The sequence below is a fragment of the Microbulbifer mixtoriginis (SeqCode) genome (assembly GCF_052466695.1).
In genome coordinates this window covers 45,312-71,281 of the sequence record NZ_CP174285.1, presented here as the reverse complement: position 1 = coordinate 71,281, position 25,970 = coordinate 45,312, and the positions used below count along the sequence as shown (strand labels likewise).

Genomic DNA, 25,970 nt, shown 5'->3' with positions numbered 1-25,970 from the left:
TAATCCAACAGACACCGTAACCCAGGAGCCCCACCCAGGCACAGACGAGAATGGCAGTAAAAAATTTACTCAAGCAAGAGCGCGTGGATTTTATTCTACAGCGCCTGGAAGAACTCTATCCGCAGACCCCGATTCCGCTCGACCACAAAGACTCCTACACCTTGTTAGTCGCCGTACTACTCTCGGCGCAGTGTACCGATGAGCGAGTAAACCAGATCACCCCCGCCCTCTGGCAGTTGGCCGACAACCCGGGGGATATGGCTCTAGTACCCGTGGAGGATATTCAAGCGGTTATCCGCCCCTGCGGTTTATCACCGCAAAAATCCAAAGCCATCAGCAAGCTGTCACAAATTCTCGTCAACGAATACCACAGTAAAGTGCCGGAAAATATGGCCGCCCTGGAAACCCTGCCCGGCGTCGGCCACAAGACCGCAAGTGTGGTAATGTCCCAGGCATTTGGTCACCCGGCCTTCCCTGTGGACACCCATATTCACCGCCTGGCGCAGCGCTGGGGACTCACCAGCGGTAAAAATGTCACCCAGACCGAGAAAGATCTAAAAAGGCTATTCCCCAGAGAAAAGTGGAATAAATTGCACCTGCAGATTATTTTTTATGGCCGCGAGTACTGCTCGGCACGCGGCTGCGACGGCACAGTCTGCGAAATCTGCACCACATGCTATCCCAACCGCAAAAACCCCAAGAAAACCAAAAAGGCGTAACTGTGATTACTCTGTACGGCATTAAAAACTGCGACACCGTAAAAAAAGCCCGCAAATGGCTGGAAAAGAATGGGGTCGACTATCAGTTTCACGATTTCCGTGAAGACGGCATGGACAATGTGCCCCTAAAAGCCTGGCTGAATAAATTTGGCTGGCAGGAAGTGCTGAATCGCCGCTCCACCAGTTGGCGCGCCCTGAGCGAAGCGCAGAAAAACACAATGGACAACGCCAGCGCTTTGACCCTGGCCATCGAGACCCCCACCCTGATCAAGCGCCCGGTGACCAGCTCAGGCGGCACTACCCACTTCGGTTTTAAAGAGCAAGAGTTCGCCGCACTTACCGGCCAAGCCAACTAGGAGAAAAATATGAGCGATATCTACAGCATTGGATTCGGCGTTGGCACCTGTAATAGCAAGGGCGACTGGCTTGAAGTCTTCTATCCAAAACCGCTGTTCAAACCCAGTGCAGAAATAGCCAAAGCGGTAACCGAGACCCTACATATCGAAAGCGGCAACCACAGCCTGCCTCTCGACGCGACCCTGCTGCACAGCCTCACTGAAAAACTGCACAGCGCCGGGGCGGGCGAACAGGCGGAGATCCTACAGCAGTTCGCCAACAGCCACCGACCTCTGGTAGTGGCCGTACTTTCCAGCGACGAAGCGCCACAGACAGTACCTGAAGCCTATTTAAAATTACATCTGCTTTCCCACCGGCTGGTGAAACCCCACGAAACGAATCTCGAAGATATCTTCGGCAAACTGGTCAATGTGGCCTGGACCAATCAGGGCGCAATCGACTTGGAAGAACTGCCACAGCGCCAACTGGAAGCGCGCCTGAACGGAGAGCACCTGGAAGTTGCCTGTGTCGACAAATTTCCCAAGATGACCAATTACGTGGTGCCCACGGGCGTGCGCATCGCCCACACCGCACGTGTGCGCCTCGGCGCCTATCTCGGTGAGGGCACCACGATCATGCATGAGGGCTTCGTCAACTTTAACGCGGGCACCGAGGGACCAGGCATGATCGAAGGCCGCATCTCGGCCGGCGTATTTGTCGGTGCAGGCTCCGATCTGGGTGGCAGCAGCTCCACCATGGGTACCCTCTCCGGCGGCGGAAACATAGTGATTTCCGTGGGCGACAACTGCCTACTGGGTGCCAACGCCGGTATCGGTATCCCCCTGGGGGATCGCTGCACCGTGGAAGCGGGTTTATATATCACCGCCGGAACCAAAGTGGCCCTACTGGACGACAGCGGCAAACTGGTCGAATACATCAAAGCACGCGAATTGGCCGGAAAATCCGACCTCCTGTTCCGAAGAAATTCTACCAATGGCGCTGTTGAATGTTTAACGAATAAGAGTGCCATTGAATTGAATGCAGCTCTGCACAGCAATTAAAACCTGACCCTGCGGGGCCCCGGCCCCGCCCGCTCTCCATCTGCATAAATTCCGATAACAACGCACCTGATCAACTAAAAGGATTATTCCGTGACCCCCACACTGCAACTGGCCTTTGACCTTATCCGCCGTCGCTCCGTAACCCCCGAGGACGCAGGCTGTATGGATCAGATGATTGAGCGGCTGGAAAAAATTGGGTTCAAGGTGACAAAGTTGCGCCGTGGCGATACCGATAATTTTTGGGCGGTGCGCAACGGGCAAAGCAAAGGCCCTCTACTTGCCTTTGCCGGTCACACCGATGTCGTGCCGAGTGGGCCGGAGGAAAACTGGAGCAGCCCCCCCTTCGAACCCAAAATCCACGATGGCTTTCTGTATGGTCGCGGCGCGGCCGATATGAAGGGTTCACTGGCAGCAATGGTGGTGGCCTGCGAGGAGTTTATCCACCAACACTCTGATCACAGAGGTCGCATCGCCTTTTTGATCACCAGCGACGAAGAGGGACCGGCAATCAACGGCACAGTCAAAGTCGTTGAGTGGCTTGAGAAGCAGGGAGAAAAAATAGACTGCTGTATTGTCGGTGAGCCCTCCAGCAGCGAGCGCGTCGGCGATATTATCAAGAATGGAAGACGCGGCTCCCTGGGCCTTGAATTAAAAGTCTTCGGTGTGCAGGGACATGTGGCCTATCCACACCTGGCGGAAAACCCAATTCACAATTTGGCCCCAGCTCTCGCTGAACTGGCCGCAGAAGAGTGGGATCAGGGCAACCAATTTTTCCCAGCCACCAGCTTCCAAGTTTCCAACATCAACGGAGGCACAGGAGCAACCAATGTGATTCCCGGTGAGGTGGATCTGCTCTGTAACTGGCGCTTTTCTACAGAATCCACCGCCGAAGAACTGGAGGCCCGTGCCCGAGCAATCCTGGATAAGTACAACTTAAAATATGAAGCGAACTTTAATTTGTCCGGGCACCCCTTCCTCACTGCCGAGGGTCCACTGGTCCACGCTGTAGAGCAAGCGATTCAAAAAATCACAGGAAAGGAAACAGAATTATCGACTGCCGGGGGCACTTCCGATGGCCGCTTTATCGCTCCAACAGGAGCGCAAGTAGTGGAACTGGGGCCGGTCAATGCCACTATTCACAAAGTTGATGAGAGAGTCAAAGCCGACGATTTGGATATACTTCAGGAAATCTATCGGGAAGTACTTAGGGAGCTTCTAACCTGAGCTTACTGCCCCAGACGATAATTATTTATTAATTGCACGGACTATCCCACTAAATACACGGATCGGCTTATTCGCCTCCTAACCAACTGCCTCTGCGGTATGCTCCTTCCGATAACAAAATGGAGGAGTCCGCAGATAATGAACAGACTATTGAAAATAGCCGCGGCGATATTAATCGCCAGTCCTGCCCTCGCTGAAGAGCAACCCACTAACTTCAGCTATGAGGATGTATTCAATCTCGAGTATGCCAGCGACCCTCAGTTCAGTAACGACGGAAAGAGTATTTACTACGTCCGCAACTCCATGAACAAAATGGCAGACAACAAGCGGGCAAACCTGTGGCGCATCAGTGCCGACGGCAAGGACCACCGTCCACTGACCTCAGGAGATTACTCTGATTATTCGCCGCGCCTATCCCCGGACGGTAAGACAATTGCCTTTATCAGTTCCCGCAGTGGCAGCCCCCAGATACACCTATTGTGGCTCGACAACGGCCAAAATCTGCAGATCTCCCACCTACCAAAATCCCCTTCCAATATTCAGTGGTCACGAGACGGCAAACAAATTGCCTTCACCATGTTTGTGCCCGAGAGCAAACCGCTCCCGGTTGAGCTACCCGGTGCCCCCGAGGGCGCCGAGTGGGCAAAACCACCTCAGTTTATCGACCGCAGTATTTATCGTGCGGACGGCATGGGTTATCTCAAGCAGGGGCACACCCAGGTATTTGTCATCCCCCGTGAGGGCGGCACGCCGCATCAGCTTACCAGCGGTGAGTTCGATCACGGCAGTAGTCTCGCCTGGAGTAAAAACAACGACGCTATTTACTTTTCTGCAAACCGCCACCCCGATCACGAAATCGAATTGATGAACTCTGAAATTTATAGAGTCAATCTCAAGGATGGCGACATCGAGCAGATCACCGAAAGATTCGGGCCCGATCACCATCCACAGATTTCCCCCGATGGTAAAAAGCTCGCCTACCTGGGGTTCGAGGATCAACGGCTCGGGTACCAACAACACAGCCTGCGCATCATCGATCTCGACAGCGGCGAGTCTCGCAAAGTGCAAACCGCTAAAGACCGCAGTATCTCCAGCTTCGACTGGCTCGGCGACAGTAAACGTATCGCTTATAGCTACGACGATCAGGGCTCCACAAAAATTTCCATTAAAAAAATTGGTGGCAGCGACACTGTAGTCGCCAGTGATGCTGGCGGTCTATCGCTGGGGCGACCTTACTCGGGCACTCACTTTGCCACATCCAAGCGCGGAGCTATTGCTTACACGCAAACCAATCCGCAACATCCGGCAGAGCTGGCTTTGGCCCAAAATGGCAAAGTAAAAGCGCTGACCAGCCTCAATAACGATGTGATGCCGCTGCGCAATATGGCCCGTGTGGAGGAAATCAATTACAAGTCCAGTTTTGATGGCCGCGATATACAGGGCTGGGTCGCCTACCCGCCAAATTTCGACCCGAAGAAAAAATATCCTCTGCTGTTGGAAATTCACGGCGGGCCCTTCTCTAACTATGGCCCCCGGTTTGCCGCCGAGGTGCAACTTTTTGCCGCCGCCGGCTATGTAGTTCTCTACACAAACCCACGGGGCTCCACCAGCTACGGGCATGAATTTGCCAACCTGATTCATCACAATTACCCGAGCCAGGATTACGACGATTTAATGGCCGGCGTCGATGCAGTAATCGACCAAGGTTATATCGATGAGGGGCAATTATTCGTTACCGGCGGCAGCGGCGGCGGCACCCTAACGGCCTGGATTATCGGCAAAACTGACCGATTCCGCGCAGCAGTAGTTGCCAAACCGGTAATCAACTGGGAGAGCTTCGTTTTAACTGCAGATTACTCCAGGTTCTTTACCAAATACTGGTTCTCAGGCATGCCCTGGGAAAAACCGGAGGAGTATCGCCGCCGCTCACCGCTGACTTATGTGGGCAATGTCACTACGCCAACTATGCTGCTTACAGGAGAGGAGGACTACCGCACACCGATGTCCGAAACAGAGCAGTTTTATCAGGCACTGAAGTTGAACGATGTGGAAGCGGCAATGGTACGAATTCCAGGCGCCTCTCACAGTATTGCCGCAAGACCCAGCCAGATGATTGCGAAAGTGGCTTCTATTTTGTACTGGTTTGATCAGCATAAGTCGGATAGAGAGACTGAAGACTTAGTAAGTAAATAATTTATCTTTACTGACTTTTTAATTAGTGGGCGCCTCCACTAGGCGTCCACACTATTTTATTCATTTCCCTTGTCATTCATAATAGAAAAATCAATGACAAGGATTTTAGTGATGCGCAAGCTGTTATTTCTTTTTTTCCTGTGGCCCTCTCTCGCACTTTCTGGGCAAGTTAGCTTGTCCGACTTGGTACGGCATACAGATATACAAGAAGTAAAAATTTCTCCAACTGGTACCCATTTAGCCATTAAAAAATTATATGAGGGGGAGAGAATACTGGTTTTTATGTCTATCAACCCTCTAAAGATCACTGGCCATCTGCGCTTTAGAAGCAAGGAAGAAGTCGGCGATTTCTACTGGGCTAACAATGAACGGATTGTTACTGAAGTCGTATCAAGGGAAGCGGCATTAGAGACACCAATATTTTATGGCTCACTATTTGCCATTAACTATGATGGCACTAGAGGCAAAAACATATTCGGACACTTGGCGGGAGAGCGCCAAGTCGGATCTCGCTTAAAAAAGGCCGAATCCACATATGCCCACCCAACAATCATTGATACCCTCCCTAAAGAAAAAAATAAAATATTGATCTCCACCTCCCCCTGGGCTAAGGACTGGGAAACAATAGGAGAAATCCTCGAAGTAAACATTTATAATGGCGTACAAAAAAGAATAACAGGACTTCCTCAGGTAGGACGCGCCCACACTGACAGAAACGGGAATTTAACCTTCGCTACCGGCAGCAACAGAAATGGTGAACGCGAACTTTACAAGAAATCTAAAATAGGATGGGAAAAACTAGAAAACTCTATTTTAAATCGTAGCTGGCCAAGGGGAGGCAATCTAGAAACAGGGGATTTCTATTTTGAAATAGACCGCCCTAACGATACGGAGCAACTAGTTAAATTTAACACTAAAACAAACAAATTAACTCAAATATTTTCCCACGATATTTCCGACATTAGCGCAGTAATTTACCACCCCAAAAGTGATAAACCCATCGGGGTTTACCTGCACCCCGACTACCCTGAAGAGTACTTTTTTGATGAGGGCGATGGATTTGCAGCTTATTTCCGTGGTTTAAAAAAGGCTTTTGAGGGCTACAGAATAAACTTTACAAGCTTCACCAGTGATGGCTCTTTAGGAATATTAAAAGTTTATGGAGACCGACTTCCAGGGGATTATTTCTTAGCAAACTTGAAGACTAAGAAAGTAGATTTTCTATTGTCATCATCAGAATGGCTTGCCCCTGAAACTCTAAACTCAATGCGAGCTGAGTCATTCGTCACCACAGATAACATGAGAATAGGCACCTATCTGACGTTTCCCAAAGGACAAACTAAAAATCTGCCTATGGTAGTAGTGCCACATGGTGGGCCCCATGCCCGTGACTATTGGGGATACGAACAAGAAGCACAAATACTTTCCCAAAATGGCTACCTGTTTCTCCAGGTTAATTTCCGTGGTTCCACAGGCTATGGAGACCATTTTTACACAGCCGGAGAGCGTGAGTGGGGAGGCAAAATTCAAAAGGACATAGCCGACGCCGTTCACTGGGCAGTAGAAAAAGGCTATGCAGACCCAGAGAGAGTTTGCATTTACGGTGCCAGCTTTGGGGGTTACTCCGCCCTAATGAATCCGATCAGATACCCAGACTTGTATAAGTGTGCCGCCGGCTATGTAGGTGTTTATGATCTGGAGATGATGTATAAGAAGGGGGACATCAAACGTCGCGATAGGGGGTTAGCCTACCTTAAAAGGGAGCTGAGCAAAGATAAGAACTTCCTTAGGGAAAACTCCCCAATCCACAATACTGACAAACTCAATATTCCCTTGTTTATTATTCACGGTGAGAAAGATGAGCGAGTGCCGGTTGAGCACGCAGAGGAGCTATTGGAAAAACTTGAGAAAGAAGGAAAGCCCGCAAAAAGCCTTATTGTCGCCAATGAAGGACATGGGTTTTATAATGAAAAAAACAATATGAAACTTTATACAGAACTACTAGCTTTTCTTGATAAGCATATTGGTGTTGGGTCAGTAGAAAAACACCCAGCTGTAAACCTGTAATAAGTTAATACCACTCCGGTCTCCTTAGTACCAGTTGATTTATCAACTGGTACTTCAAATCCAAGATCAGATAAACGATCTTTTAGTGGAGCTGCCCTGAAGCCTGGGGGGGCTCCTCGACGGGACTCACTGGCTCGTCTAAGCCATGTGACAGCACAAAATAATAAATCACCTGCATCTGCCCATGGATTTCTGTCATCAAATCGAAGTTATACTCTCCCCTTTCCCCTGGGCCCACCTGTACAGAAGCAATGTGTGAGGGCTCGATAAAAAACTCCGCTACCGGGCGTTTGCCGCGCATCACTTGTACAAGCAGTGTGCGGGTATCCTCCTCTGCAAAGCGCCAGTAGTAGTCATCATCATCGTAAACGACGCTCTCTGGAGTGCCGGCCCGGAGAATGCAGTTGGGATGCTCGGCCAGCCAGGGCCAGAAATCTTTAAAGGGGATCGTCTGTGACATGTAGATTTAGTCATCCAGCTCAACGACACTGGCCGCACCGCCTTCAAGATTAAACTCGTCGGCTATCTGTTTGCACCAGAGATTGAGACGCTCGGCAGTCATCTCTTCCTGCTGGTCTTCATCAATAGCGAGCCCCATAAATTTGCCTTCGCCCTCGATCTCCGCTTTGGAGGCCTCAAACTCATAGCCTTCGATCGACCACAAACCGACAATGGCCGCTCCCCGACCGACAATCACATCGTGTAACATGCCCATAGCGTCTAAGAAATAATCGCCATAACCAAACTGGTCGCCCAGGCCAAACAGGGCCACCGTCTTGCCGCTGAAGTCGATTTCCTGCACATCCTCCCAGAACTCCTCCCAATCGGATTGGATCTGGCCGAAATCCCAGGTGGGAATACCAAAAATCAGCTGCTCGTAGTTGGCAATGTCCAACTGTGTGACATCGGCTATATCAAACAGGTCCACCCGCTCCTCACCCAGGCGGGCGCGAATACGCAGGGCTACAGATTCGGTGTTGCCTTCATCACTGCCATAAAACAAGCCGATTTTGCTCACAGTCATTCCTCTTCGCCCAAACCGGGCCACACTAGATACCTATTGGCGGGGCGGCGTATTCTCCCAGCAAAGGCGGGGCACGGCAAGCTGGCCAAGGCTATACCTCGACACAAAAAAGCCCCCATAATTGTGGGGGCAAAGGGTTATGAACCGACCGGGCCTCTGGGGAAGGGTGCGCCCGGTGGATCGCACAAGGAGTCTGCGATTTGGGGAAATCAGCTCTCTGTAGCGCGGCGCTCAAGGCGCTCCTCACGCCACTTTACACGGCGCTCTTTGCGATGCTCTTTCAACTCTTCAAATTTTGCTTTCTGCTCATCCGTGAGGATCGCTTCGAACTGCTGGCGCAGTTGGAAGTGGTTCTGCATTTTTTGCACCTGCAACTTGCCCAATTCGGTCCCGAGCTGGTCTAGGGTGGCCTGGTCTGCACCGCTCTCCAGGGCGGTATGGATTTGCTTGCGCAGCTCTTGTAACTGCTGGCGCTGGGCATTCCTGCTTTCGCTATTGCTGTCTCTGTTAGCCTTCAACTGCGCTTTCTGGCCCTCAGTCAGTTCCAGCTTGCGCGCCATATACTCATATCCGCGCTTGTGATGGCCTTCCTCTGCGCCAAACGCCATAGTAGCTACAGGGGCAGCCATTACTCCGGCCAAGGCCAGGCTACTCAGCACCAGCTTCCAGTTTTTCATCACTCCGTCCTCACGTTTGTATTCAGTGATTTCATAGTAAGTCGGGCCTGTGTAAACAGGGGCAAACCCCGGTAAACATTTGTTAAGAACGGTAAAAAGGCCGCAGAGCTGTGATAACTAGCGCCAACGCTTTGCATATAATGGCCCCACAGCAATTGAGAGAACATCATGAGCCGCATCCTTCTAATCGACGACGACACAGAATTAACTGATCTGCTGAGGGAGTACCTCACCGGAGAGGGCTTTGATGTAACTGCCGCCAACGACGGTGGCCGCGGATTGGAATTGGCCCAGAGCCAGCACTTTGATGCCCTGGTGTTAGATGTGATGCTACCGGTGCACAATGGCTTTGATGTACTGCGCAAGCTGCGCGAGGAGGCCTCTCCCACCAGCCGCTCCCTGCCGGTTATTATGCTGACCGCCAAAGGGGACACCGTAGACCGAATCGTGGGCCTGGAAATGGGTGCCGACGACTACTTACCCAAACCCTGTAATCCCCGCGAGTTGGCGGCGCGCCTGCGCGCAATCTTGCGTCGCGGTCGGGTTGAGGTAGAAAATAACGACGATAGCCTTAGCAGCGGCCCGTTACGCCTGCTACCAACCGAGCATCAGGCCTATTGGAGTGACCAGGCCCTATCTCTGACAGGGGCCGAATTTTCTGTGCTCAAGGTGTTAGTACAAAGCGCTGGGGATGTAGTGGGCAAAGAGGTACTCACCGAGAATGCCCTGGGGCGCAAACTGATGCCCTACGACCGCTCCATCGATGTACATGTCAGCAACATTCGCAAGAAACTCGCGGACAAAGGCGCCAGCCGCGACCTGATTATCAATATCCGCGGCGCCGGTTATATGCTCACCCAGGCCAAGCAGTAGGTAGTATCAAAATGCGCAGCCTCTTCTGGAAAATGTTTTTTGGCGCATGGATCACCGCCATGGTGATGGTGGTTGCCGCCATTTACATTACCCATTTTGGCGAATTTGGTGACCCCCGCCAGGAGGAGCGCTGGGAGGGGCCCGCACTGTTTCGAGAAGTCATGCGCAATATGCGTATCGCCCGCCGCCATGGGCCCGAGCAGTTTCAGCACTGGCTGGAGCGCGCACCCAAAAAGGTCAAGCGGCGGGTGTACGCAATAGATAGCGAAGGCAACGACCTGCTGGGGAGACCACTGCCACAGAACATGGCACCGCTGATCAATAGCCTCGACTACCGCAATCGCGAGGCCCATATGCTAGTGGATAACAAACCTACCGTTGGCTTCTTCCTGCCACTGCGCACAGGAGACCCTCTGCGTATTGCCCTGGTTGCCGGAGATAGTAAAGAGGGGCTGCTACTGCGATTCCTTTGGCGCAACTTCTGGCCCATGCTGCTGCTCTCTATGATTGCCTCGGGCGTCGCCTGTTACTGGCTGGCCAGCTACCTGAGCCGACCTTTAGAACAACTGCGCGCCGCCACCAAGCGTGTCGCCGCCGGAGGATTGGATTACCGGGTCGCCCCCAGCCTGCGCACCCGCAACGATGAATTGACCGACTTGGCACTGGACTTCGACTCCATGACCGCCCAGCTTCAGGAGTCCATGTCCGAACAGCGCCGCCTGATTAAAGATGTGTCCCACGAATTGCGCTCGCCCCTGGCGCGACTGCAGGTAGCCCTCGCGATCGCCCGCCAGAAGCAAGTTGTAGAGCTCGATACTGAACTGGATAAAATCGGCAAAGCGGCGGACTATCTCGAAGATATTATCGCCGACGTTCTCTCCCTGCCGGTCAGCAACCAGGAGCAACGCCCACTGGATGACGTAGTAGAGCTCAACAGTTTACTCGCAGCGCTGATCGACGACCTGCAGATCGAAGCGACGGATAAACATCTCGGCTTTGATATGAGCGTCAGTGGTGAAGAGCTGCTTGTCGCTACTCGCGGCAGCTCCCTGACCGCAGCGCTGGAGAATATCTTGCGCAATGCGATCAAATACAGCCCCAGCCACGGACTGGTGCGGGTACTGGTGCAGGAGTCCACAGACAATTGCAGCATCTCTGTAATCGACTCTGGCTCCGGCGTGGAAGAATCCGACCTAGAAGCCATTTTCCGCCCCTTCTACCGTACAGATAGTGCCCGCACTCGCGAGAGTGGTGGTTTTGGGCTGGGGCTGGCTATCGCCCAGCGCACGATATTGCACCACGGTGGCAGCATTACCGCGCGCAATCAACCCGGTGCCGGCCTCTGTGTCGAGATCAAGCTGCCACTTATCCATCTCAGCGACGATTAAACCGCAGAGGAACTGCTATAACCTTGACTAGTGCCGGCTATTCGCCGGCAACCGGGGTCAGCGATCCCGAAAATAGCAAAGGGCCCCGCTATGCGCTGGATACTCTATATCTTCGTATTTCTGATACTACTACTCCTAGCCGGTTATCTGTTTCCCCGAGAAGTCTCCTTGGAGCGCAGTATCTACATCGACAAACCACCCCAAACCATATTCCCCTACGTCAACGACTATCGAAAATTCAACAGCTGGTCCCCCTGGCGGCATATAGATCCCGCCATGGAATATAAATACAGCGGTCCAGAAACGGGGGTGGGGGCAACCATGAGTTGGCATGGCGAAAACTCCAATGAGGGCAGCGGAACCCAGACCATCATCGCCAGCACGCCGGACTCAACAGTACTCAACAAGCTTAATTTTGGTGACGGCAGTGAAGCCTCCGCGGAGTTCAGGTTAATGCCCCAAAACGGCGGCACCCAGGTTGTCTGGAGCTTTAATACCGATACCGGTGGCGGCCCAAGGGAGCGCTGGATGGGGCTGGCCATCAAGAAAATGGTGGGGGAGTCCTACGAACAAGGACTGGCAAAGCTCAAGCAACTGATGGAGTCCAGTACCAAAACCGAGGGAGCCAATAAGGAGGAGACTAATGACACCAGTAATTCGGTGTCCGATATTCCCTCCGATGTCGACGACGCCATGGGTGGTGGCCCGCAGGGCGTACAGTCTGAGATGCAGAATCAACAGCAGGAAGAGGCTGGAGAAACTCCTGAAAATGAAGAGCAAAAAGAGAACCAGCCGTAGGCTAAAGCTAGCACCCAAGCACGAAAAAGCCCGCAGAATGCGGGCTTTTTCGTAAAAAAACGTAACCGTATCAGGACTTATTACGACGCTGCGCCGGTACCGGTGACTTACGCAGTTTGCGCCTCTGGCGTTCCAGGTTCTGTTTTTCCCCCTGGGTTAGCGGTCGCTGGCCCAGCTTGGGCAGACCGGCGGTGATACACAGGTCGTCAATTTCCCTGGGCTCCATCTCAATCCACTGGCCCACACGCACATGGGATGGAATAAATACACTGCCATAGCGCACCCGCTTGAGGCGGCTCACGCGCACCCCCTGGGACTCCCACAAACGGCGCACCTCACGATTGCGTCCCTCCATCACCACGCAGTAAAACCAGCGGTTTCTACCCTCGCCGCCGCTTTCAACAATATCGGTAAAGCGCGCGGAGCCGTCATCCAATAGCACCCCTTTAAGCAGGCGTCGCTTCATCTCCTCATCCACATCTCCCTGGATGCGCACAAGGTATTCGCGATCAATCACCGATGAGGGGTGCATCAACTTGTTGGCCAGCTCGCCACTATTGGTAAACAGCAGCAGACCACTGGTGTTGAAATCCAGGCGGCCAACGGATATCCAGCGGCCGGTTTTCAGCCGGGGCAGGCGGTCGTAAACCGTGGGGCGCCCTTCCGGATCGTGGCGCGAGCAGATTTCGCCGACGGGTTTGTTGTATAGGATTACCCGGCAGCGGTTTTCCCCGCTGGAGGGCAAGCCCTGGCCATCAAATTCAATATGATCCGCACCGGTCACCCGTTCGCCGAGTTCCGCTACTTTTCCGTTAACGGTCACGCGACCCGCATCGATCGCGCGCTCCATCTCACGCCGCGACCCAAGGCCGCTGCGCGCTAATACTTTTTGCAATTTTTCGCCTGCTGGCGAGGTGCCATCACTCATGGGGTGGTGTTTTCCGCTTGCACTACTTCTTGGGAATCTTCATCGACATCGCTACTTCCCGGCTCCTCTTGATCGGTTGCAGCCTCAGTGTCGATATCACCAAACAGGCTGCTTTTGGGCAGTGTTGCCGCGATAGGGGTTTGTGGCTCCCCAACGTCGTCGTCCTGTTCAATTTCGCTTTCATGTTCTTTTTCCGGAGTTGACTCCTCCTCGGCGTCAACACTCAGAGGCTCAGAAGCCTCTGGGCTTTCAGACTGCGCCTGCGCCAACTCCCATTCATCTTCCGGCGCTTCATCCCTGATCTCTTCTTGCGCCTCTGTGGATAACTCAGCTACTGCCACATCATCACTTTCGGCAGCTTCGGTCTCTAGCTGTATATTGGCCTCCGCAGCGATTTCCTCAAGCGCTGCAGCGACCCGGGCGTCCTCCTCAGCATCGGTATCCGTTTCCGCATCTTCAGATTCCTCCTGCTCCTCACTTTCCAGTGCGCCGGCCTCCTCTTCCGTTTCCACACTCACCTGCTCGCCCTCTGAAAGTTCCTCTCCCTCAGCGGCGAGTGCAGCCGCGATTTCCTCGGGGGGGAGCCCCTCTGATTCGAGAATCTTATTCAAGCTCTCGATATCACGGATTTCAGCCAAAGTGGGCAAGTCATCCAGGGAGGACAGATTGAAATAATCTAGGAAATCCCTGGTGGTCGCGTAGAGGGAGGGCTTACCGGGCACATCTCGGTGACCAACCACCTTGATCCAACCTCTATCCAACAGGGTTCTCACTATCTGGGAGCTGACCGCAACCCCGCGGATCTCCTCAATATCCCCACGGGTGACCGGCTGACGGTAGGCAATAATCGCCAATGTTTCCAGAGTTGCGCGGGAATACCTTTGCGCTTTTTCCTCCCATAGGCGGTTCACCCAGGGGGCCAGATCTTCCGGCACCTGGAAGCGCCAACCACTGGCAACTTTTTTCAGCTCAAAACCGCGCCCAGCATAACTCTCGGCAATCTCACCGAGCACATCCCGTAGGGTTGTGGCGGAGGGGCGCTCCTCCTCGTCCAACAAGGACAACAATTTTTCCTCACTGAGGGGCTGAGCCGAAGCTAACAAGGCACCCTCCAGGATTCTGCGCAGTAATTCCGGAGCGATTGTCATCTTATTGTTCCAACTCTTCTTCTCTGGGCTCCACCTGCCCTTCAGAATGTGACTCCTGATCACTCAAGTCTTGACTCAAGGCACTCTCGGCATCGGAAAACTGGGGTGCTTCCCCCGGCTCTCCTGCGTAGGAGTCATCTGTACTTTCGTCAAGTTCATCATCACCGGCTACATTACCCTGGCTAGCTGCACGCACATGAATGGGCCCAAAAGCTTCATTTTGCACCAGCTCGACCAGGGACTCCTTGACCAGCTCCATCACCGCTAGGAAAGTCACCACCACTCCAAGGCGCCCCTCTTCTGCGGTGAACAGACTCACGAACGGCACAAACTGACCGTGGCGGATCTGATCCAGCACCTGAGTCATACGTTCGCGGGTAGAGAGCTTTTCGCGTTCCACTTGGTGGCTCTCAAACATATCGGCGCGGCGCAACACATCCGCCAGCGCAACCAATACCTCCTTGAGATCCACCTCTGGGTCGGGCCGGGTAATATTACGGTCCGGTCCTTCGGCACTCGCCTGATGGATATCGCGGCCCATGCGCGGTATTTCATCGAGATCCTCGGCGGCAGTTTTGAAGCGCTCGTATTCCTGCAGGCGGCGAATCAGTGCAGCGCGAGGGTCCTCACCCTCTTCTTCTTCCGCTGCTGGCGGGCGCGGCAACAGCATGCGCGACTTGATCTCGGCGAGCATTGCCGCCATCACCAAGTATTCCGCCGCCAACTCAAAACGCATCGACGTCATCATCTCCACATAAGCCATATACTGGCGGGTGATGTCCGAGACGTTAATTTCCAAAATATCCAGGTTCTGGCGGCGGATTAAGTAAAGCAGCAGATCCAGTGGGCCTTCGAAGGCTTCCAGGATAACTTCCAGAGCATCTGGTGGAATAAAGAGATCTGGGGGCAGGTCGGTAAATGCCTCCCCCAACACGAGTGCGAGAGGGCCGTCGCCCTCTTCGCTCTCCTCGGAGAGCGGGTTTTCCGTGGGCGAATCAGCAGGGGCGGCAGATTCGGTAGCTGCAACATCGGCGAGTACCTGTTCCTCCACCTCGGCTATTAGTTCTTCACTGGACACCCTGCCCCACCCTCAAAATCGCAAACGGCCGATTATACACCAGTGAGGCGCTAATCAGCCCAGTATTTCATCTGTGGCGCCACAGCCCTGGCGAATTAGCTCGGGCTCATCGCCTGTCAGGTCAATTACCGTAGTCGCTTCCATTCCACAAAAGCCACCATCAATCACCAGCTCCACCTGGTGCTCGAGGGTGTCGCGAATATCATAGGGGTCGGTCAGCGGCTGCGTATCGCCAGGCATAATCAGGCTGCAGCTCATCAACGGCTCACCCACCGCCTCAATCAACTCCAAAGCAATGGGGTTGTCGGGCACGCGAATGCCAATGGTTTTGCGCTTGGGGTGGATTAGACGGCGAGGCACCTCTGCGGTGGCCGGCATAATAAAGGTATAGGAGCCTGGGGTGTGGTTCTTTAGCAGGCGGAACATCTGGTTATCCACCTTGGCGTAAGTGGCTAACTCGGAAAGATCGCGACACATCAGGGTAAAGTTGTGATTTTTATCCAGCTGACGCAGGGCGCGAATCCGCTCAACCGCTAGCTTCTCCCCTAATCGGCAGCCTATCGCGTAGGCAGAATCAGTGGGATAAACAATCACCCCACCACTAGTCACTATATCTGCGGCCTGACTGATCAGCCGCCCTTGAGGATTGTCCGGATGAATTTGAAAGAACTGCGCCACAAAGCCCCCAAGCTTTAATCAATTGAAACCTCTTGCGGCGGGCTCTGATACCCGCCGGGGATTAGGGTTCGACCAATGCCGACTCCCCCTCTGGTGTGATGTGAAAATTCACACCGTCAGGCAGATACTGCTTCCCCGGATCGATCCCGGTGCAGAGTGTGCCACAGATTCCACACCGGCTCGACGTCTTCGGGTAAACGCACACAGCCCAGTTCCCTCCAGGGCTGCTCCGGCTGGTGGAAATCACTCCCCAAAGAGCTCAACAATGGAGCTTTGCAGGAATCGCCAACGGCCAACGCCATGAGGGTGCGCAGTTCTCTGGTCTGCGTGGGGTTCTGCCGGCCACAGAGCAGCTCTATAGCATTCCCGCCACTGCGGTAGAACTCTATCAGCAGACGCATTAATTGGGTTCGAGTGAGACTGTACTTGAGAGGGTGTGCCAACACTGCCGCACCACCAGCAGACTGTATAGTTTCTACAGTCTCTTGCAATTGTGGCCACTCCACGCGCACATCGCCGATCTTGCCGGCGCCCAGATAACGTTTGAATGCCCGCGCTGTGTCCTCAACGTGCCCGGCTTGCACCAGCCAACGGGCGAAGTGCGGCCGCCCCAGTACGGAATCACCGGCAATCGCACGCCCCCCCTGCAAAGCGCCCTGAAAACCGCGCTTCTCTAGACGTTCGGCAATCCGCTCGGCGCGCTCTTGGCGCAATCGCTCGCGCAGGGCAATTGCCTGCCGCAAGCACTCGGCTGCCGGGTCAACATTCAATCCAACTACATGGACGGAGCGCCGCCCCCAAAGGCTGGAGAATTCGATCCCCGTCATCACGGTGATGCCTAATTGGTCACCAACCGCCTGTGCCTCAGCTACACCATCCACCGTATCGTGGTCAGTGAGTGCCATCAGTGTCACACCTTGAGATTTCGCCCTCGACACCAGCTCAGCAGGACTTAAAATACCGTCGGAAGCGGTACTGTGGCAGTGAAGGTCTACAAGGTCTGTATTCAGATCTTCTGGCAGGAAACTCAACAGCAGGCTCTCACTCTCTCTAGGGGTTAAAAGTCGCAGTATCTATTATTTGGAACAATCATCCGGTGGCGCTGTCCTACTCGCAACCGGTGTTTTCAAGGATAGGGCCCGGACCATAGGTCTCCCTTGGCGGCCACGAGGAACCGGAGTCTGACAGCAGTATTGTCAGTGGGGAAGCGATTTTCCTTGAGGGCCATTGCAATATGACCTCTCAACCAGCTTCCCGCGGGCATTATCACCGGAATTGAGTATGACCGAAACGAATTCGACCACCCCAGTAGCCCAACAGAAGCCCAAGAAGAAAGAGGGCCTGCTCGGCAACCTGCTTCTCAACATCGTTATCCCCACCCTGGTCCTGACCAAACTCTCCGGGGACGACTGGCTCGGCACCAAATGGGCTCTAGTGGTCGCACTGGCTTTCCCTCTCGGCTACGGACTGCGCGACCTCATTCGCTCTGGTAAGGTCAACTTCTTCTCCGCCCTGGGAACTATCAGCATCCTGCTCACCGGTGGTATCAGCCTGCTGGAGTTGGATCCGCAGTATATCGCCATTAAAGAAGCCGCCATTCCAGGGCTGCTGGGTATCGCCACCGTTGCCTCCCTCTACACCCGCTGGCCACTGGTAAAGACACTTTTGTACAACGACCAGATACTGGATACCGCCAAGATCGCCCAAAGTCTCGCCAACAAAGGCAACCAGGGTGCCTTTGAGCGCACCTTACAACAGGCATCCTGGATGATCGCCGCCTCTTTTTTCCTCTCCTCAGTACTCAACTACGTACTGGCGAAAGTTATTTTACAGAGCCCTCCGGGTACGGAAGCCTTCAATGAGGAACTGGGTAAAATGACCGCACTCAGCTATCCGGTGATCGCCCTGCCGGCCACCATTATTTTAATGCTGGTTCTCTTTTTCCTCTTCTCCCGTATCGGCAAGCTTACCGGGCTGAAGCTGGAAGAAGTCATGGTTGCCCAATAACAAAATTTCCTGATCAACTAACAAGAGCAAAATTCACAATGTGGTACGCAATCATCAGTGAAGATGTTAGCGATAGTCTCCCTTTGCGCAAAAAAGCGCGTCCAGACCATTTAGCCCGACTCAACCGTCTTAAAGACGAGGGGCGCCTGCTGGTTGCAGGCCCACACCCCGCCGTTGATAGCGAAGAACCCGGTGAGGCTGGCTTTAGCGGCAGCCTAGTGGTTGCCGAATTTCCATCGTTTGAGGAAGCTCAGGCCTGGGCCGACAGCGATCCCTATGTGGCTGCTGGCGTCTACGCTTCAACTTCTGTCAAGCCATTCAAATTAGTACTGCCCTAATAACAACAAGCACAAGCTGTATCGCAATGAAGAAATTATTGTGCGGCCTGATCGCCGCCACACTGCTCAACGCAGTCCCGGCAACTGCCGCCGCCGAAACTCGCTATATCACCGACCAGCTACATGTGCCCATGCGCGCCGGTAAAGGCAATGGATTTCGTATCCTGCACCGCGGCTTGCCCAGCGGCACCCAGCTCAGTGTTCTCGAAGATGCCCCGCAAGAGGGGTGGACCCGCGTGCGCACCCAGGGTGGCACAGAGGGGTGGGTGAGGCGCCAATACCTGGTCTCCGACCCAGTGGCCAAACTCAAGCTGGAACAAGCGGAAGCAAACCTGGCACGCTTTGAGAAAATGGAAGGCAACCTCGGTGGGGAAGTCCGCCGCCTGGAGGAAGAAAATAGCAAGCTGAGTAGCTCCCTGGAGTCCGCCCAGCAACAGAGCCAGACTCTCGCAGCCGAGCTGAAAACCCTAAAGGCGTTATCGGCAGATGCCCTGGCACTCAATGAGCGCCACCAAAAACTCCTGCACCAGCACGAACTACTCAAGCAGGAGAAGACCATGGCAGAAGCGGAAATTCAGCGCTTATCCGGCAGTGAAAGCCACAAGTGGTATATGTATGGCGCTCTGTCTGTACTTCTGGGCGCCCTCCTTGCAATGATTGCCCCGCACCTACGCCCGCGCAAGCGCCACTCAGAGTGGGCGAACTGATTTCGCCCACTCTCGTCGAAATCGCATACTATTGAGCCCCGGGGGAAGTGATATCCCCCCAAGCCCTACATCCAACTCAAAAGCGGTTGTGTCGAAACACCGCCGTAAAACCTAAAGGACTTAGGATGATGCGTAAACTATTTGCAATGCTACTCTGTGCAACCCTTGCCCTTCCCGCATTGGCCAAAAACCCGCGTGTGGAACTTAAAACCGACTTGGGCATTATTCAGATCGAACTCTTCGCCAAAGAAGCTCCGGTCACCGTACAGAACTTCCTTACTTATACCGATAACGGCTTTTACAATGGGATCATCTTCCACCGGATAGTACCGGGCTTCGTTGTTCAGGGTGGCGGATTTACTTTCGATTTCCAGAGAAAGGAAACCCAAGACCCCATCGTCAACGAATCCGCCAACGGCCTGCAAAACCTGCGCGGCACTCTCTCCATGGCAAGAACCAACGACCCAGACAGCGCTACCTCTCAGTTTTTTATCAATCTGGTCGATAACACCAGGCTCGACGCCCAAGAAGACAAACCCGGCTACGCCGTTTTTGGCCGGGTGATTGCCGGCATGGATATTGTGGAAAAGATGGTAGAGCAGCCAAGGGGCCTCTATCGACAGCACCCAAGCGCCCCCAACACGCCCATCCGCATCCTTGAGGCCAAACGTATAGACACCGGTGACAACGCCGTCGCCACCAACAGCAAGGGAGAATAAGCTGTGATCGCTCTCAGTGTTAATCTCAACAAGATCGCCCTGATCCGCAATTCCCGCGAGGGTAACTTCCCCGATGTCACTGCCCACGGTCGGATATGCCTAGATGCTGGTGCGCAGGGTATCACCGTACACCCACGCCCAGATCAGCGCCATATCCGCCCCAATGACGTACGCGAATTGGCTGCACTGTGCCGCGATCGCCAGGGTATTGAGTTCAATATTGAGGGCAATCCCTTCGCCCTGCACCAGGGGGACTATCCCGGCCTGATGCCGTTAGTACTGGAAACCCAACCAGATCAGTGCACCCTGGTCCCCGATAGCAACGACCAGCTAACCTCCGATCACGGCTTCAACCTCAAACTCGATGGCCCGCGCCTGGTCCCCCTGATCGCCAGACTCAAGGACGCCGGTGTCCGAGTTAGCTTGTTTATGGATCCGGATCTTGAGCAGATCAGCCTGGCCAAGGATGTGGGTGCTGATCGCATTGAACTGTATACAGGCCCCTATGCAGAAGCAGCCGCAAAACAGAGCGCGGAACTGGAAGATATCTTCAGCGCTCACTGCGCCGCAGCCGAGCATGCACGCCAATTGGGACTGGGGGTAAATGCGGGCCACGACCTGAACCTGGTCAACCTGCCCCGCTATCGCACCCTGCCGGGATTACAGGAAGTCTCAATCGGCCACGCCCTCACCGTAGACGCCATCGGTATGGGGCTGGAGAATGCTGTTAAAGCTTACCTGGACTGCCTCGCCGGCAACTAATGAAGACACTCAACATTATTGGTGCCGGGCGCCTGGGGAAAACGCTCGGGCGCTTGTGGCAACAGACCGGTTTTTTTCAGGTTCAATCGATTTTGAATCGCAGCCGGGATAGCGCACAGGCCGCCGCCGAGTTTATCGGCGCCGGGCACGCAGTAGCCACGCTGGAATTGATGAAGCCCGCAGACTTCTGGCTAATCGCTTGCAGCGATAGCGAGATTGCCGCAACAGCTGCACGCCTCGCCAACCACCTTGGCGAACGCGAAAACATAGCTGCCTTCCACTGCAGTGGCGCCCTGAGCTCACAAGTGCTCGAAGTGCTACACCCTGCCGCTATCGCCAGCGCCCACCCGGTGCACAGCTTTGCCGATCCGCTGCGCTCCCTCGACAGTTTCGCCGGCAGTAGCGTCGCCCTAGAGGGCGAAAGCTCTGCAACAAAGGCTTTAGAGGAAGCTTTCACTGCCATAGGCTGTGAAATACTCAACATCGAAGCCCAGCACAAGTCTCTATACCATGCGGGTTCGGTGATCGCGTGCAACTACCTCACCGTACTCATAGATCTCAGCCTGAGCAGTTTCGCTGCGGCGGGTATCGACCGCGATAGTGCCCTCAAGTTACTGGAGCCGATTGTTCTGCAGACTGCACAGAACAATATGGTTCTTGGGCCGGAGAATTCTCTCACCGGCCCGATCGCCCGGGGCGACCTGGAAACGGTAGCCAACCAGCTGAAAGACTTAACCTCGACAGCCCCGGAACTCGCGCACCACTATCGCCAACTGGGCCTCGCCTGTGTAGAGTTGGCGCGGCGGGGCCAGCTTTCAGATGAAAGCGCGGCCAAATTGATCGAACTACTGAGCGAGCCAATGCGGTGAAAGACTCCTCTGAATACCTAAAAAAAAGGGCCTTTTTCGACAGCCTACTAACTATTTATGGGCGCAAGCCGGTGCTCGAAGCACTGGAAGACCCAGAACTTCCGGTACACAAGCTGCACCTGGCTAGCAGCAACCGACGCGACCAGCTGATCAGTCGAATGGAGTCTCTGGCCGAGGAGCGCCAGATAGAAATCTCCTACTTGGATCGGAAAGAACTCTCCCGCATCTCGAAAAATTCTCGCCAGGACCAGGGTGTAGCGCTGGATCTGGCCCTACCCAACTACGGCAACTACAAAGCCTTCCTGCCCAAGAATGAGGCTAAGACCTACGAACTTTTAGCGCTGGACGGTATTACCAATCCACAAAATCTCGGCATGATTATCCGATCAGCCTGTGCCGGCGGTGTGGATGGTATTCTCCTGCCGAGAAAGGGCTGCGCACAGATTGACCCGCTGGTGATCAAAGCCAGCACCGGCACTCTGTTTAAAACCCAGATACTACGGTGCAACACCCTGGCCGATGCACTAAGCGATTTTCGCGATTCCGGCGCACGTATCTGTGGCCTGTCCTCCCATGCCTCAATGACCCTTGCAGAGGTTCCCGGTAACAAACCAACTATTTTTGTTCTGGGCAATGAAACCCGCGGGGTTAGCGATGCGGTCACCAAGCAGTGTAACGAGCTAGTGCGTATCCCCATGCAAAATGGTGTGGAGAGCCTCAACGTAGCGGTTACTGCGGCACTGATCAGCTTCCGGCGCCAACTTTAATCCGCCCAGGGCATCTCTGTGCAAAAGGTGCCCCTTCTTTCTCTTTCAACCCCCTAATTACCAACTACCCCCCCTCTCGAAGAGTGGCTACCCACAGATTCTGTGGATATCTCTGAGGATAACTATTCTTTCCCTGTCGCAAAGGCCCATGGTTGCGCCAATGTGACAATCTGAAGAAAAAATGACCAGCTTTTGAAACGCCCAAAAAATCAACGAGTTACAGTGAATTACAAGATAAAAGCGAGAGACGTGCGCACCAGTTAAGCGCCATTTGAAGTAAAGAGCTCAGCTGTGGAAAGTGGCACGCTTGGCGGGGGAAATAGAGAAATGGGGCGCCAAGCGCCCCATTTAAAGAAGTGAGATTAAGCGCTTACTCCCACTCGATGGTAGCCGGTGGCTTGCTCGATACGTCGTAAGCCACACGGGAGATATGCTCTATCTCATTAATAATGCGATTGGAGACCTTCTCAATCAGCTCATAGGGCAAATGCGCCCAACGTGCCGTCATAAAGTCCACGGTTTCCACGGCTCGAAGCGCCACTACATATTCATAGCGGCGGCCATCGCCCACCACACCAACCGATTTCACCGGCAGGAATACCACAAATGCCTGACTGGTTTTGTGGTACCAATCAGCCTTGTGCAACTCCTCGATAAAGATGGCGTCTGCCTCGCGTAAGATATCGGCGTACTCTCTCTTTACCTCGCCGAGAATGCGAACGCCCAGGCCCGGTCCCGGGAAGGGGTGGCGGTAAACCATATCGTAAGGCAGGCCCAACTCCAGGCCGATTTTGCGCACTTCATCTTTAAACAGCTCACGCAGTGGTTCCACCAGTTCAAACTGCATATCTTCCGGCAAGCCGCCCACGTTGTGGTGAGACTTGATTACATGGGCTTTGCCCGTTTTGGCGGCGGCAGATTCGATCACATCTGGATAAATAGTACCCTGAGCCAGGAACCTCACATCCTGCAATTTGGACGCTTCTCGATCGAAAATCTCGATAAAGGTATTGCCGATAATTTTGCGCTTGGCTTCAGGCTCATCCACACCTGCCAGACGTGAGAGGAAATCCTCTTCCGCATCGGCGCGAACAACCCGCACGCCCATATTGTCGGCAAACATTTGCATCACCTGATCGCCCTCATTTTTGCGCAACAAGCCGTTGTCCACAAAAACACAGGTCAGCTGATCGCCAATAGCCTTGTGCAGCAGTGCCGCCACCACAGAGCTGTCGACACCCCCGGAGAGACCCAGCAATACCTTGCCATCACCCACCTGTTCGCGCACTTTAGCAATGGAGTCCTCGATAATATTGGCCGGGGTCCAGAGCTTTTCACAACCGCAGATGTCGATGACAAAGTGTTCATAGATGCGCATACCCTGCAGGGTATGTGTCACTTCCGGATGGAACTGTACCCCAAAGAAGTTCTTGTCAGCGGAGTACATACCAGCAATAGGGCAGGAATCGGTGGAGGCCATCAGCGCAAAGCCTTCCGGCATCTGCACGACTTTATCGCCGTGGCTCATCCATACATCCAGCAGCGCCTCACCTTCATCGTTGAGGTGATCTTTGATATCGCGCAGCAGATTGGAAGTGCCCTCTACTTTTACCTGGGCGTAGCCAAACTCGCGGACGTTACTTCCCTGTACGGCACCACCTAGCTGGTGTGCCATGGTCTGCATGCCATAGCAAATCCCCAGAACAGGCACGCCCAAGCTGTAAACCACTTCTGGCGCGCGGGGAGAGCCCTCTTCCGGTACAGACTCGGGCCCACCGGCCAGGATAATACCTTTCGGGTTATATTCGCGGATCTCTTCTTCGCTCATGTCGAAAGCGCGAATTTCGGAAAAAACACCCAGCTCGCGCACACGGCGGGCGATCAACTGGGTGTACTGGGACCCAAAGTCGAGGATCAGAATTCGGCTGGAGTGGATATCTTGGCTCATGATTGACTCATTAACAGAATAAATAACGGCAAACGGACCTGAAAGGTCCGTTTGCGGCTTGCTACTGAAAGTTGTTCACCGAGAGGCTTAGCGTCCGCCCACCGGGTAGTTGGGCGCCTCTTTGGTAATCTGCACATCGTGTACATGGGACTCACCCATGCCGGCGGCAGTTACCCGCACAAATTCTGGACGGGTGCGCATGGTTTCAATATCCACACTACCGGTATACCCCATAGCAGAGCGCAGGCCACCGAGCATCTGGTGCACAATGGCAGACAGAGGGCCTTTATAAGGGACGCGCCCTTCAATACCTTCCGGGACCAGTTTTTCAGCGCCCTTGCTGGCATCCTGGAAGTAGCGATCGGAGGAGCCCTGAGTGCGCGCCATGGCACCGAGGGAGCCCATACCGCGATAGGACTTGTAAGTACGCCCTTGGTATAGCTCCACCTCACCCGGCGCCTCTTCGGTACCGGCAAACATAGAGCCCATCATTACGGAAGAAGCACCCGCAACAATTGCCTTGGAAATATCACCGGAATAGCGGATGCCACCATCGGCGATCATAGGTACCCCTGTTCCTTTAAGCGCAGCGGAAACCTCAGCAATTGCCGTTACCTGGGGCACACCGATACCCGTCACGATTCGGGTGGTGCAAATAGAGCCGGGGCCAATACCTACCTTCACCGCATCCGCACCAGCTTCAACCAATGCGCGCGCGGCGTCACCAGTGGCAATATTGCCACCAATTACATCCACCTGAGGATGCATTTCCTTAATACGACGCACGCGATCAATCACGTTGCGGGAATGGCCGTGGGCAGTATCCACAACCAAAACATCCACACCGGCCTCTACCAGAGCCGCTACGCGATCATCGGTGTCAGGACTAGTGCCCACTGATGCGCCAACACGCAGGCGACCATCGGAATCTTTACAGGAGTTTGGGTACTGCTCTGCCTTATTAAAGTCTTTAACGGTAATCAGGCCACGCAACTCAAAATCATCGTTCACAACGAGTACTTTCTCGATGCGGTGCTTGTGCAGCAATTCGCGCACATGATCAGAAGAAGCATCTTCGTGTGCAGTTACCAGGCGCTCCTTTGGCGTCATGACACTGGCAACACTCACATCCAGGTCGGTAAGGAAGCGAACATCGCGGCTGGTAACAATACCCACCAGATCTCCTTTATCCATTACCGGAACACCGGAAATATTGTGATGGGTTGTCAGGGCGATCAATTCACGCACGGTGGCATCCGACTCGATCGTAATCGGGTCTTTTACCACACCGGCTTCAAATTTTTTCACCGCACGCACCGCAAGAGCCTGTTCTTCAATGGACATGCTCTTGTGAATAATGCCGATACCACCTTCCTGTGCCAGGGCAATTGCCAGGCGCGCTTCCGTCACTGTATCCATAGCAGCGGAGACAATGGGAATATTCAGGGTGATATTGCGGGACAGCTGGGTTTTAAGGCTGACATCCTTGGCGGTCACCTCGGAATAACCGGGCACAAGTAGGACGTCGTCGAAAGTGAGGGCTTCGCGCGCGATGCGCAGATTGGATTCAGACATTGTTGACACTCAAACCTCGAATAGGCGGGATTGGGTATCGGCGCGATTATACCTCTCAGGAATAAAAGCGCAAATGGCATTTCATA

Annotated in this window: 25 protein-coding genes and 1 pseudogene; 16 read left to right on the top strand and 10 right to left on the bottom strand. The window is 53.9% G+C overall.

Going from position 1 to position 25,970, the window contains the following annotated elements; genetic code table 11:
• Window positions 1–50 precede the first annotated feature (50 nt).
• The 6 genes from nth to ACJJI0_RS00265 all read left to right on the top strand — a co-directional run bounded on the left by nth (window position 51) and on the right by ACJJI0_RS00265 (window position 7,600).
• Window positions 51–719, top strand: coding sequence for an endonuclease III (gene nth / locus ACJJI0_RS00290; protein WP_444884176.1), 669 nt, complete (start codon window positions 51–53; stop codon window positions 717–719).
• Between the two features lie 2 nt (window positions 720–721).
• Complete coding sequence (locus ACJJI0_RS00285) at window positions 722–1,075, top strand: ArsC family reductase (protein ID WP_444884175.1); 354 nt, start codon at window positions 722–724, stop codon at window positions 1,073–1,075.
• Window positions 1,076–1,084: 9 nt separating this feature from the next.
• Window positions 1,085–2,116: a 2,3,4,5-tetrahydropyridine-2,6-dicarboxylate N-succinyltransferase gene (gene dapD, locus ACJJI0_RS00280; RefSeq protein WP_444884174.1), complete on the top strand. Its 1,032-nt coding sequence runs from the start codon at window positions 1,085–1,087 to the stop codon at window positions 2,114–2,116.
• Between the two features lie 90 nt (window positions 2,117–2,206).
• The gene (gene dapE / locus ACJJI0_RS00275; RefSeq protein WP_444884173.1) at window positions 2,207–3,340 is read left to right on the top strand and encodes a succinyl-diaminopimelate desuccinylase; all 1,134 of its coding nucleotides are present in this window, start codon (window positions 2,207–2,209) and stop codon (window positions 3,338–3,340) included.
• A 138-nt stretch (window positions 3,341–3,478) separates the two neighbouring features.
• The gene (locus tag ACJJI0_RS00270; RefSeq protein WP_444884172.1) at window positions 3,479–5,533 is read left to right on the top strand and encodes an alpha/beta hydrolase family protein; all 2,055 of its coding nucleotides are present in this window, start codon (window positions 3,479–3,481) and stop codon (window positions 5,531–5,533) included.
• Window positions 5,534–5,644: 111 nt separating this feature from the next.
• Window positions 5,645–7,600, top strand: a complete 1,956-nt coding sequence (locus ACJJI0_RS00265; protein ID WP_444884171.1) for an alpha/beta hydrolase family protein — start codon at window positions 5,645–5,647, stop codon at window positions 7,598–7,600.
• Between the two features lie 82 nt (window positions 7,601–7,682).
• Here the strand turns inward: ACJJI0_RS00265 and ACJJI0_RS00260 are convergent, their stop codons facing one another.
• From ACJJI0_RS00260 to ACJJI0_RS00250, 3 genes are all read right to left on the bottom strand, one after another.
• Window positions 7,683–8,060, bottom strand: a complete 378-nt coding sequence (locus tag ACJJI0_RS00260) for a hypothetical protein (protein ID WP_444884170.1) — start codon at window positions 8,058–8,060, stop codon at window positions 7,683–7,685.
• 6 nt (window positions 8,061–8,066) lie between these two features.
• A complete protein-coding gene (locus tag ACJJI0_RS00255; RefSeq protein ID WP_444885897.1) occupies window positions 8,067–8,618 on the bottom strand; it encodes a flavodoxin in 552 nt (183 codons plus the stop codon).
• Between the two features lie 215 nt (window positions 8,619–8,833).
• Window positions 8,834–9,301, bottom strand: coding sequence for a Spy/CpxP family protein refolding chaperone (locus ACJJI0_RS00250; protein WP_444884169.1), 468 nt, complete (start codon window positions 9,299–9,301; stop codon window positions 8,834–8,836).
• Window positions 9,302–9,469: 168 nt separating this feature from the next.
• Between ACJJI0_RS00250 and ACJJI0_RS00245 the strand changes: the two genes are divergently transcribed.
• The 3 genes from ACJJI0_RS00245 to ACJJI0_RS00235 all read left to right on the top strand — a co-directional run bounded on the left by ACJJI0_RS00245 (window position 9,470) and on the right by ACJJI0_RS00235 (window position 12,360).
• The gene (locus tag ACJJI0_RS00245) at window positions 9,470–10,174 is read left to right on the top strand and encodes a response regulator (protein WP_444884168.1); all 705 of its coding nucleotides are present in this window, start codon (window positions 9,470–9,472) and stop codon (window positions 10,172–10,174) included.
• An 11-nt stretch (window positions 10,175–10,185) separates the two neighbouring features.
• Window positions 10,186–11,562: an ATP-binding protein gene (locus ACJJI0_RS00240; RefSeq protein ID WP_444884167.1), complete on the top strand. Its 1,377-nt coding sequence runs from the start codon at window positions 10,186–10,188 to the stop codon at window positions 11,560–11,562.
• Window positions 11,563–11,652: 90 nt separating this feature from the next.
• Window positions 11,653–12,360, top strand: coding sequence for an SRPBCC family protein (locus tag ACJJI0_RS00235; protein ID WP_252082693.1), 708 nt, complete (start codon window positions 11,653–11,655; stop codon window positions 12,358–12,360).
• 70 nt (window positions 12,361–12,430) lie between these two features.
• On the opposite strand, the gene rluB is transcribed toward ACJJI0_RS00235, so the two are convergent.
• From rluB to ACJJI0_RS00210, 5 genes and pseudogenes are all read right to left on the bottom strand, one after another.
• Window positions 12,431–13,288, bottom strand: coding sequence for a 23S rRNA pseudouridine(2605) synthase RluB (gene rluB / locus ACJJI0_RS00230; RefSeq protein WP_252082694.1), 858 nt, complete (start codon window positions 13,286–13,288; stop codon window positions 12,431–12,433).
• A complete protein-coding gene (scpB, locus tag ACJJI0_RS00225; protein ID WP_444884166.1) occupies window positions 13,285–14,436 on the bottom strand; it encodes an SMC-Scp complex subunit ScpB in 1,152 nt (383 codons plus the stop codon). Before scpB ends, rluB begins: the two co-directional genes overlap by 4 nt.
• A 178-nt stretch (window positions 14,437–14,614) precedes the next feature.
• Window positions 14,615–15,496, bottom strand: a pseudogene (locus ACJJI0_RS00220) (segregation and condensation protein A); the annotation flags it as partial.
• A gap of 72 nt (window positions 15,497–15,568) precedes the next feature.
• A complete protein-coding gene (locus tag ACJJI0_RS00215; RefSeq protein WP_252082697.1) occupies window positions 15,569–16,192 on the bottom strand; it encodes an L-threonylcarbamoyladenylate synthase in 624 nt (207 codons plus the stop codon).
• Window positions 16,193–16,308: 116 nt separating this feature from the next.
• Complete coding sequence (locus ACJJI0_RS00210) at window positions 16,309–17,223, bottom strand: PHP domain-containing protein (protein WP_444884165.1); 915 nt, start codon at window positions 17,221–17,223, stop codon at window positions 16,309–16,311.
• A 250-nt stretch (window positions 17,224–17,473) separates the two neighbouring features.
• On the opposite strand from ACJJI0_RS00210, the gene ACJJI0_RS00205 reads away from it, so the two are divergent.
• The 7 genes from ACJJI0_RS00205 (at window position 17,474) to rlmB (ending at window position 22,361) form a co-directional block, all read left to right on the top strand.
• Window positions 17,474–18,199, top strand: a complete 726-nt coding sequence (locus tag ACJJI0_RS00205; protein WP_252082700.1) for a VC0807 family protein — start codon at window positions 17,474–17,476, stop codon at window positions 18,197–18,199.
• A 38-nt stretch (window positions 18,200–18,237) separates the two neighbouring features.
• Window positions 18,238–18,537, top strand: coding sequence for a YciI family protein (locus ACJJI0_RS00200; protein ID WP_444884164.1), 300 nt, complete (start codon window positions 18,238–18,240; stop codon window positions 18,535–18,537).
• A 26-nt stretch (window positions 18,538–18,563) separates the two neighbouring features.
• Window positions 18,564–19,244, top strand: a complete 681-nt coding sequence (locus tag ACJJI0_RS00195) for a TIGR04211 family SH3 domain-containing protein (RefSeq protein ID WP_252082703.1) — start codon at window positions 18,564–18,566, stop codon at window positions 19,242–19,244.
• A gap of 128 nt (window positions 19,245–19,372) precedes the next feature.
• Window positions 19,373–19,963: a peptidylprolyl isomerase gene (locus ACJJI0_RS00190; protein ID WP_444884163.1), complete on the top strand. Its 591-nt coding sequence runs from the start codon at window positions 19,373–19,375 to the stop codon at window positions 19,961–19,963.
• 3 nt (window positions 19,964–19,966) lie between these two features.
• Window positions 19,967–20,725, top strand: a complete 759-nt coding sequence (locus tag ACJJI0_RS00185; RefSeq protein ID WP_444884162.1) for a pyridoxine 5'-phosphate synthase — start codon at window positions 19,967–19,969, stop codon at window positions 20,723–20,725.
• Entirely contained in the window at window positions 20,725–21,594 is an 870-nt protein-coding gene (locus tag ACJJI0_RS00180; protein WP_444884161.1) for a Rossmann-like and DUF2520 domain-containing protein, read from the top strand. Before ACJJI0_RS00185 ends, ACJJI0_RS00180 begins: the two co-directional genes overlap by 1 nt.
• Entirely contained in the window at window positions 21,591–22,361 is a 771-nt protein-coding gene (rlmB, locus tag ACJJI0_RS00175) for a 23S rRNA (guanosine(2251)-2'-O)-methyltransferase RlmB (RefSeq protein ID WP_444884160.1), read from the top strand. The genes ACJJI0_RS00180 and rlmB overlap by 4 nt, the downstream gene beginning before the upstream one ends.
• Before the next feature lie 370 nt (window positions 22,362–22,731).
• Here rlmB and guaA read toward each other — a convergent pair whose 3' ends face one another.
• Together guaA and guaB are read right to left on the bottom strand one after the other, a co-directional pair.
• Window positions 22,732–24,309, bottom strand: a complete 1,578-nt coding sequence (gene guaA, locus ACJJI0_RS00170) for a glutamine-hydrolyzing GMP synthase (protein ID WP_444884159.1) — start codon at window positions 24,307–24,309, stop codon at window positions 22,732–22,734.
• 87 nt (window positions 24,310–24,396) lie between these two features.
• Complete coding sequence (guaB, locus tag ACJJI0_RS00165) at window positions 24,397–25,884, bottom strand: IMP dehydrogenase (protein ID WP_444884158.1); 1,488 nt, start codon at window positions 25,882–25,884, stop codon at window positions 24,397–24,399.
• Between the last annotated feature and the right edge of the window lie 86 nt (window positions 25,885–25,970).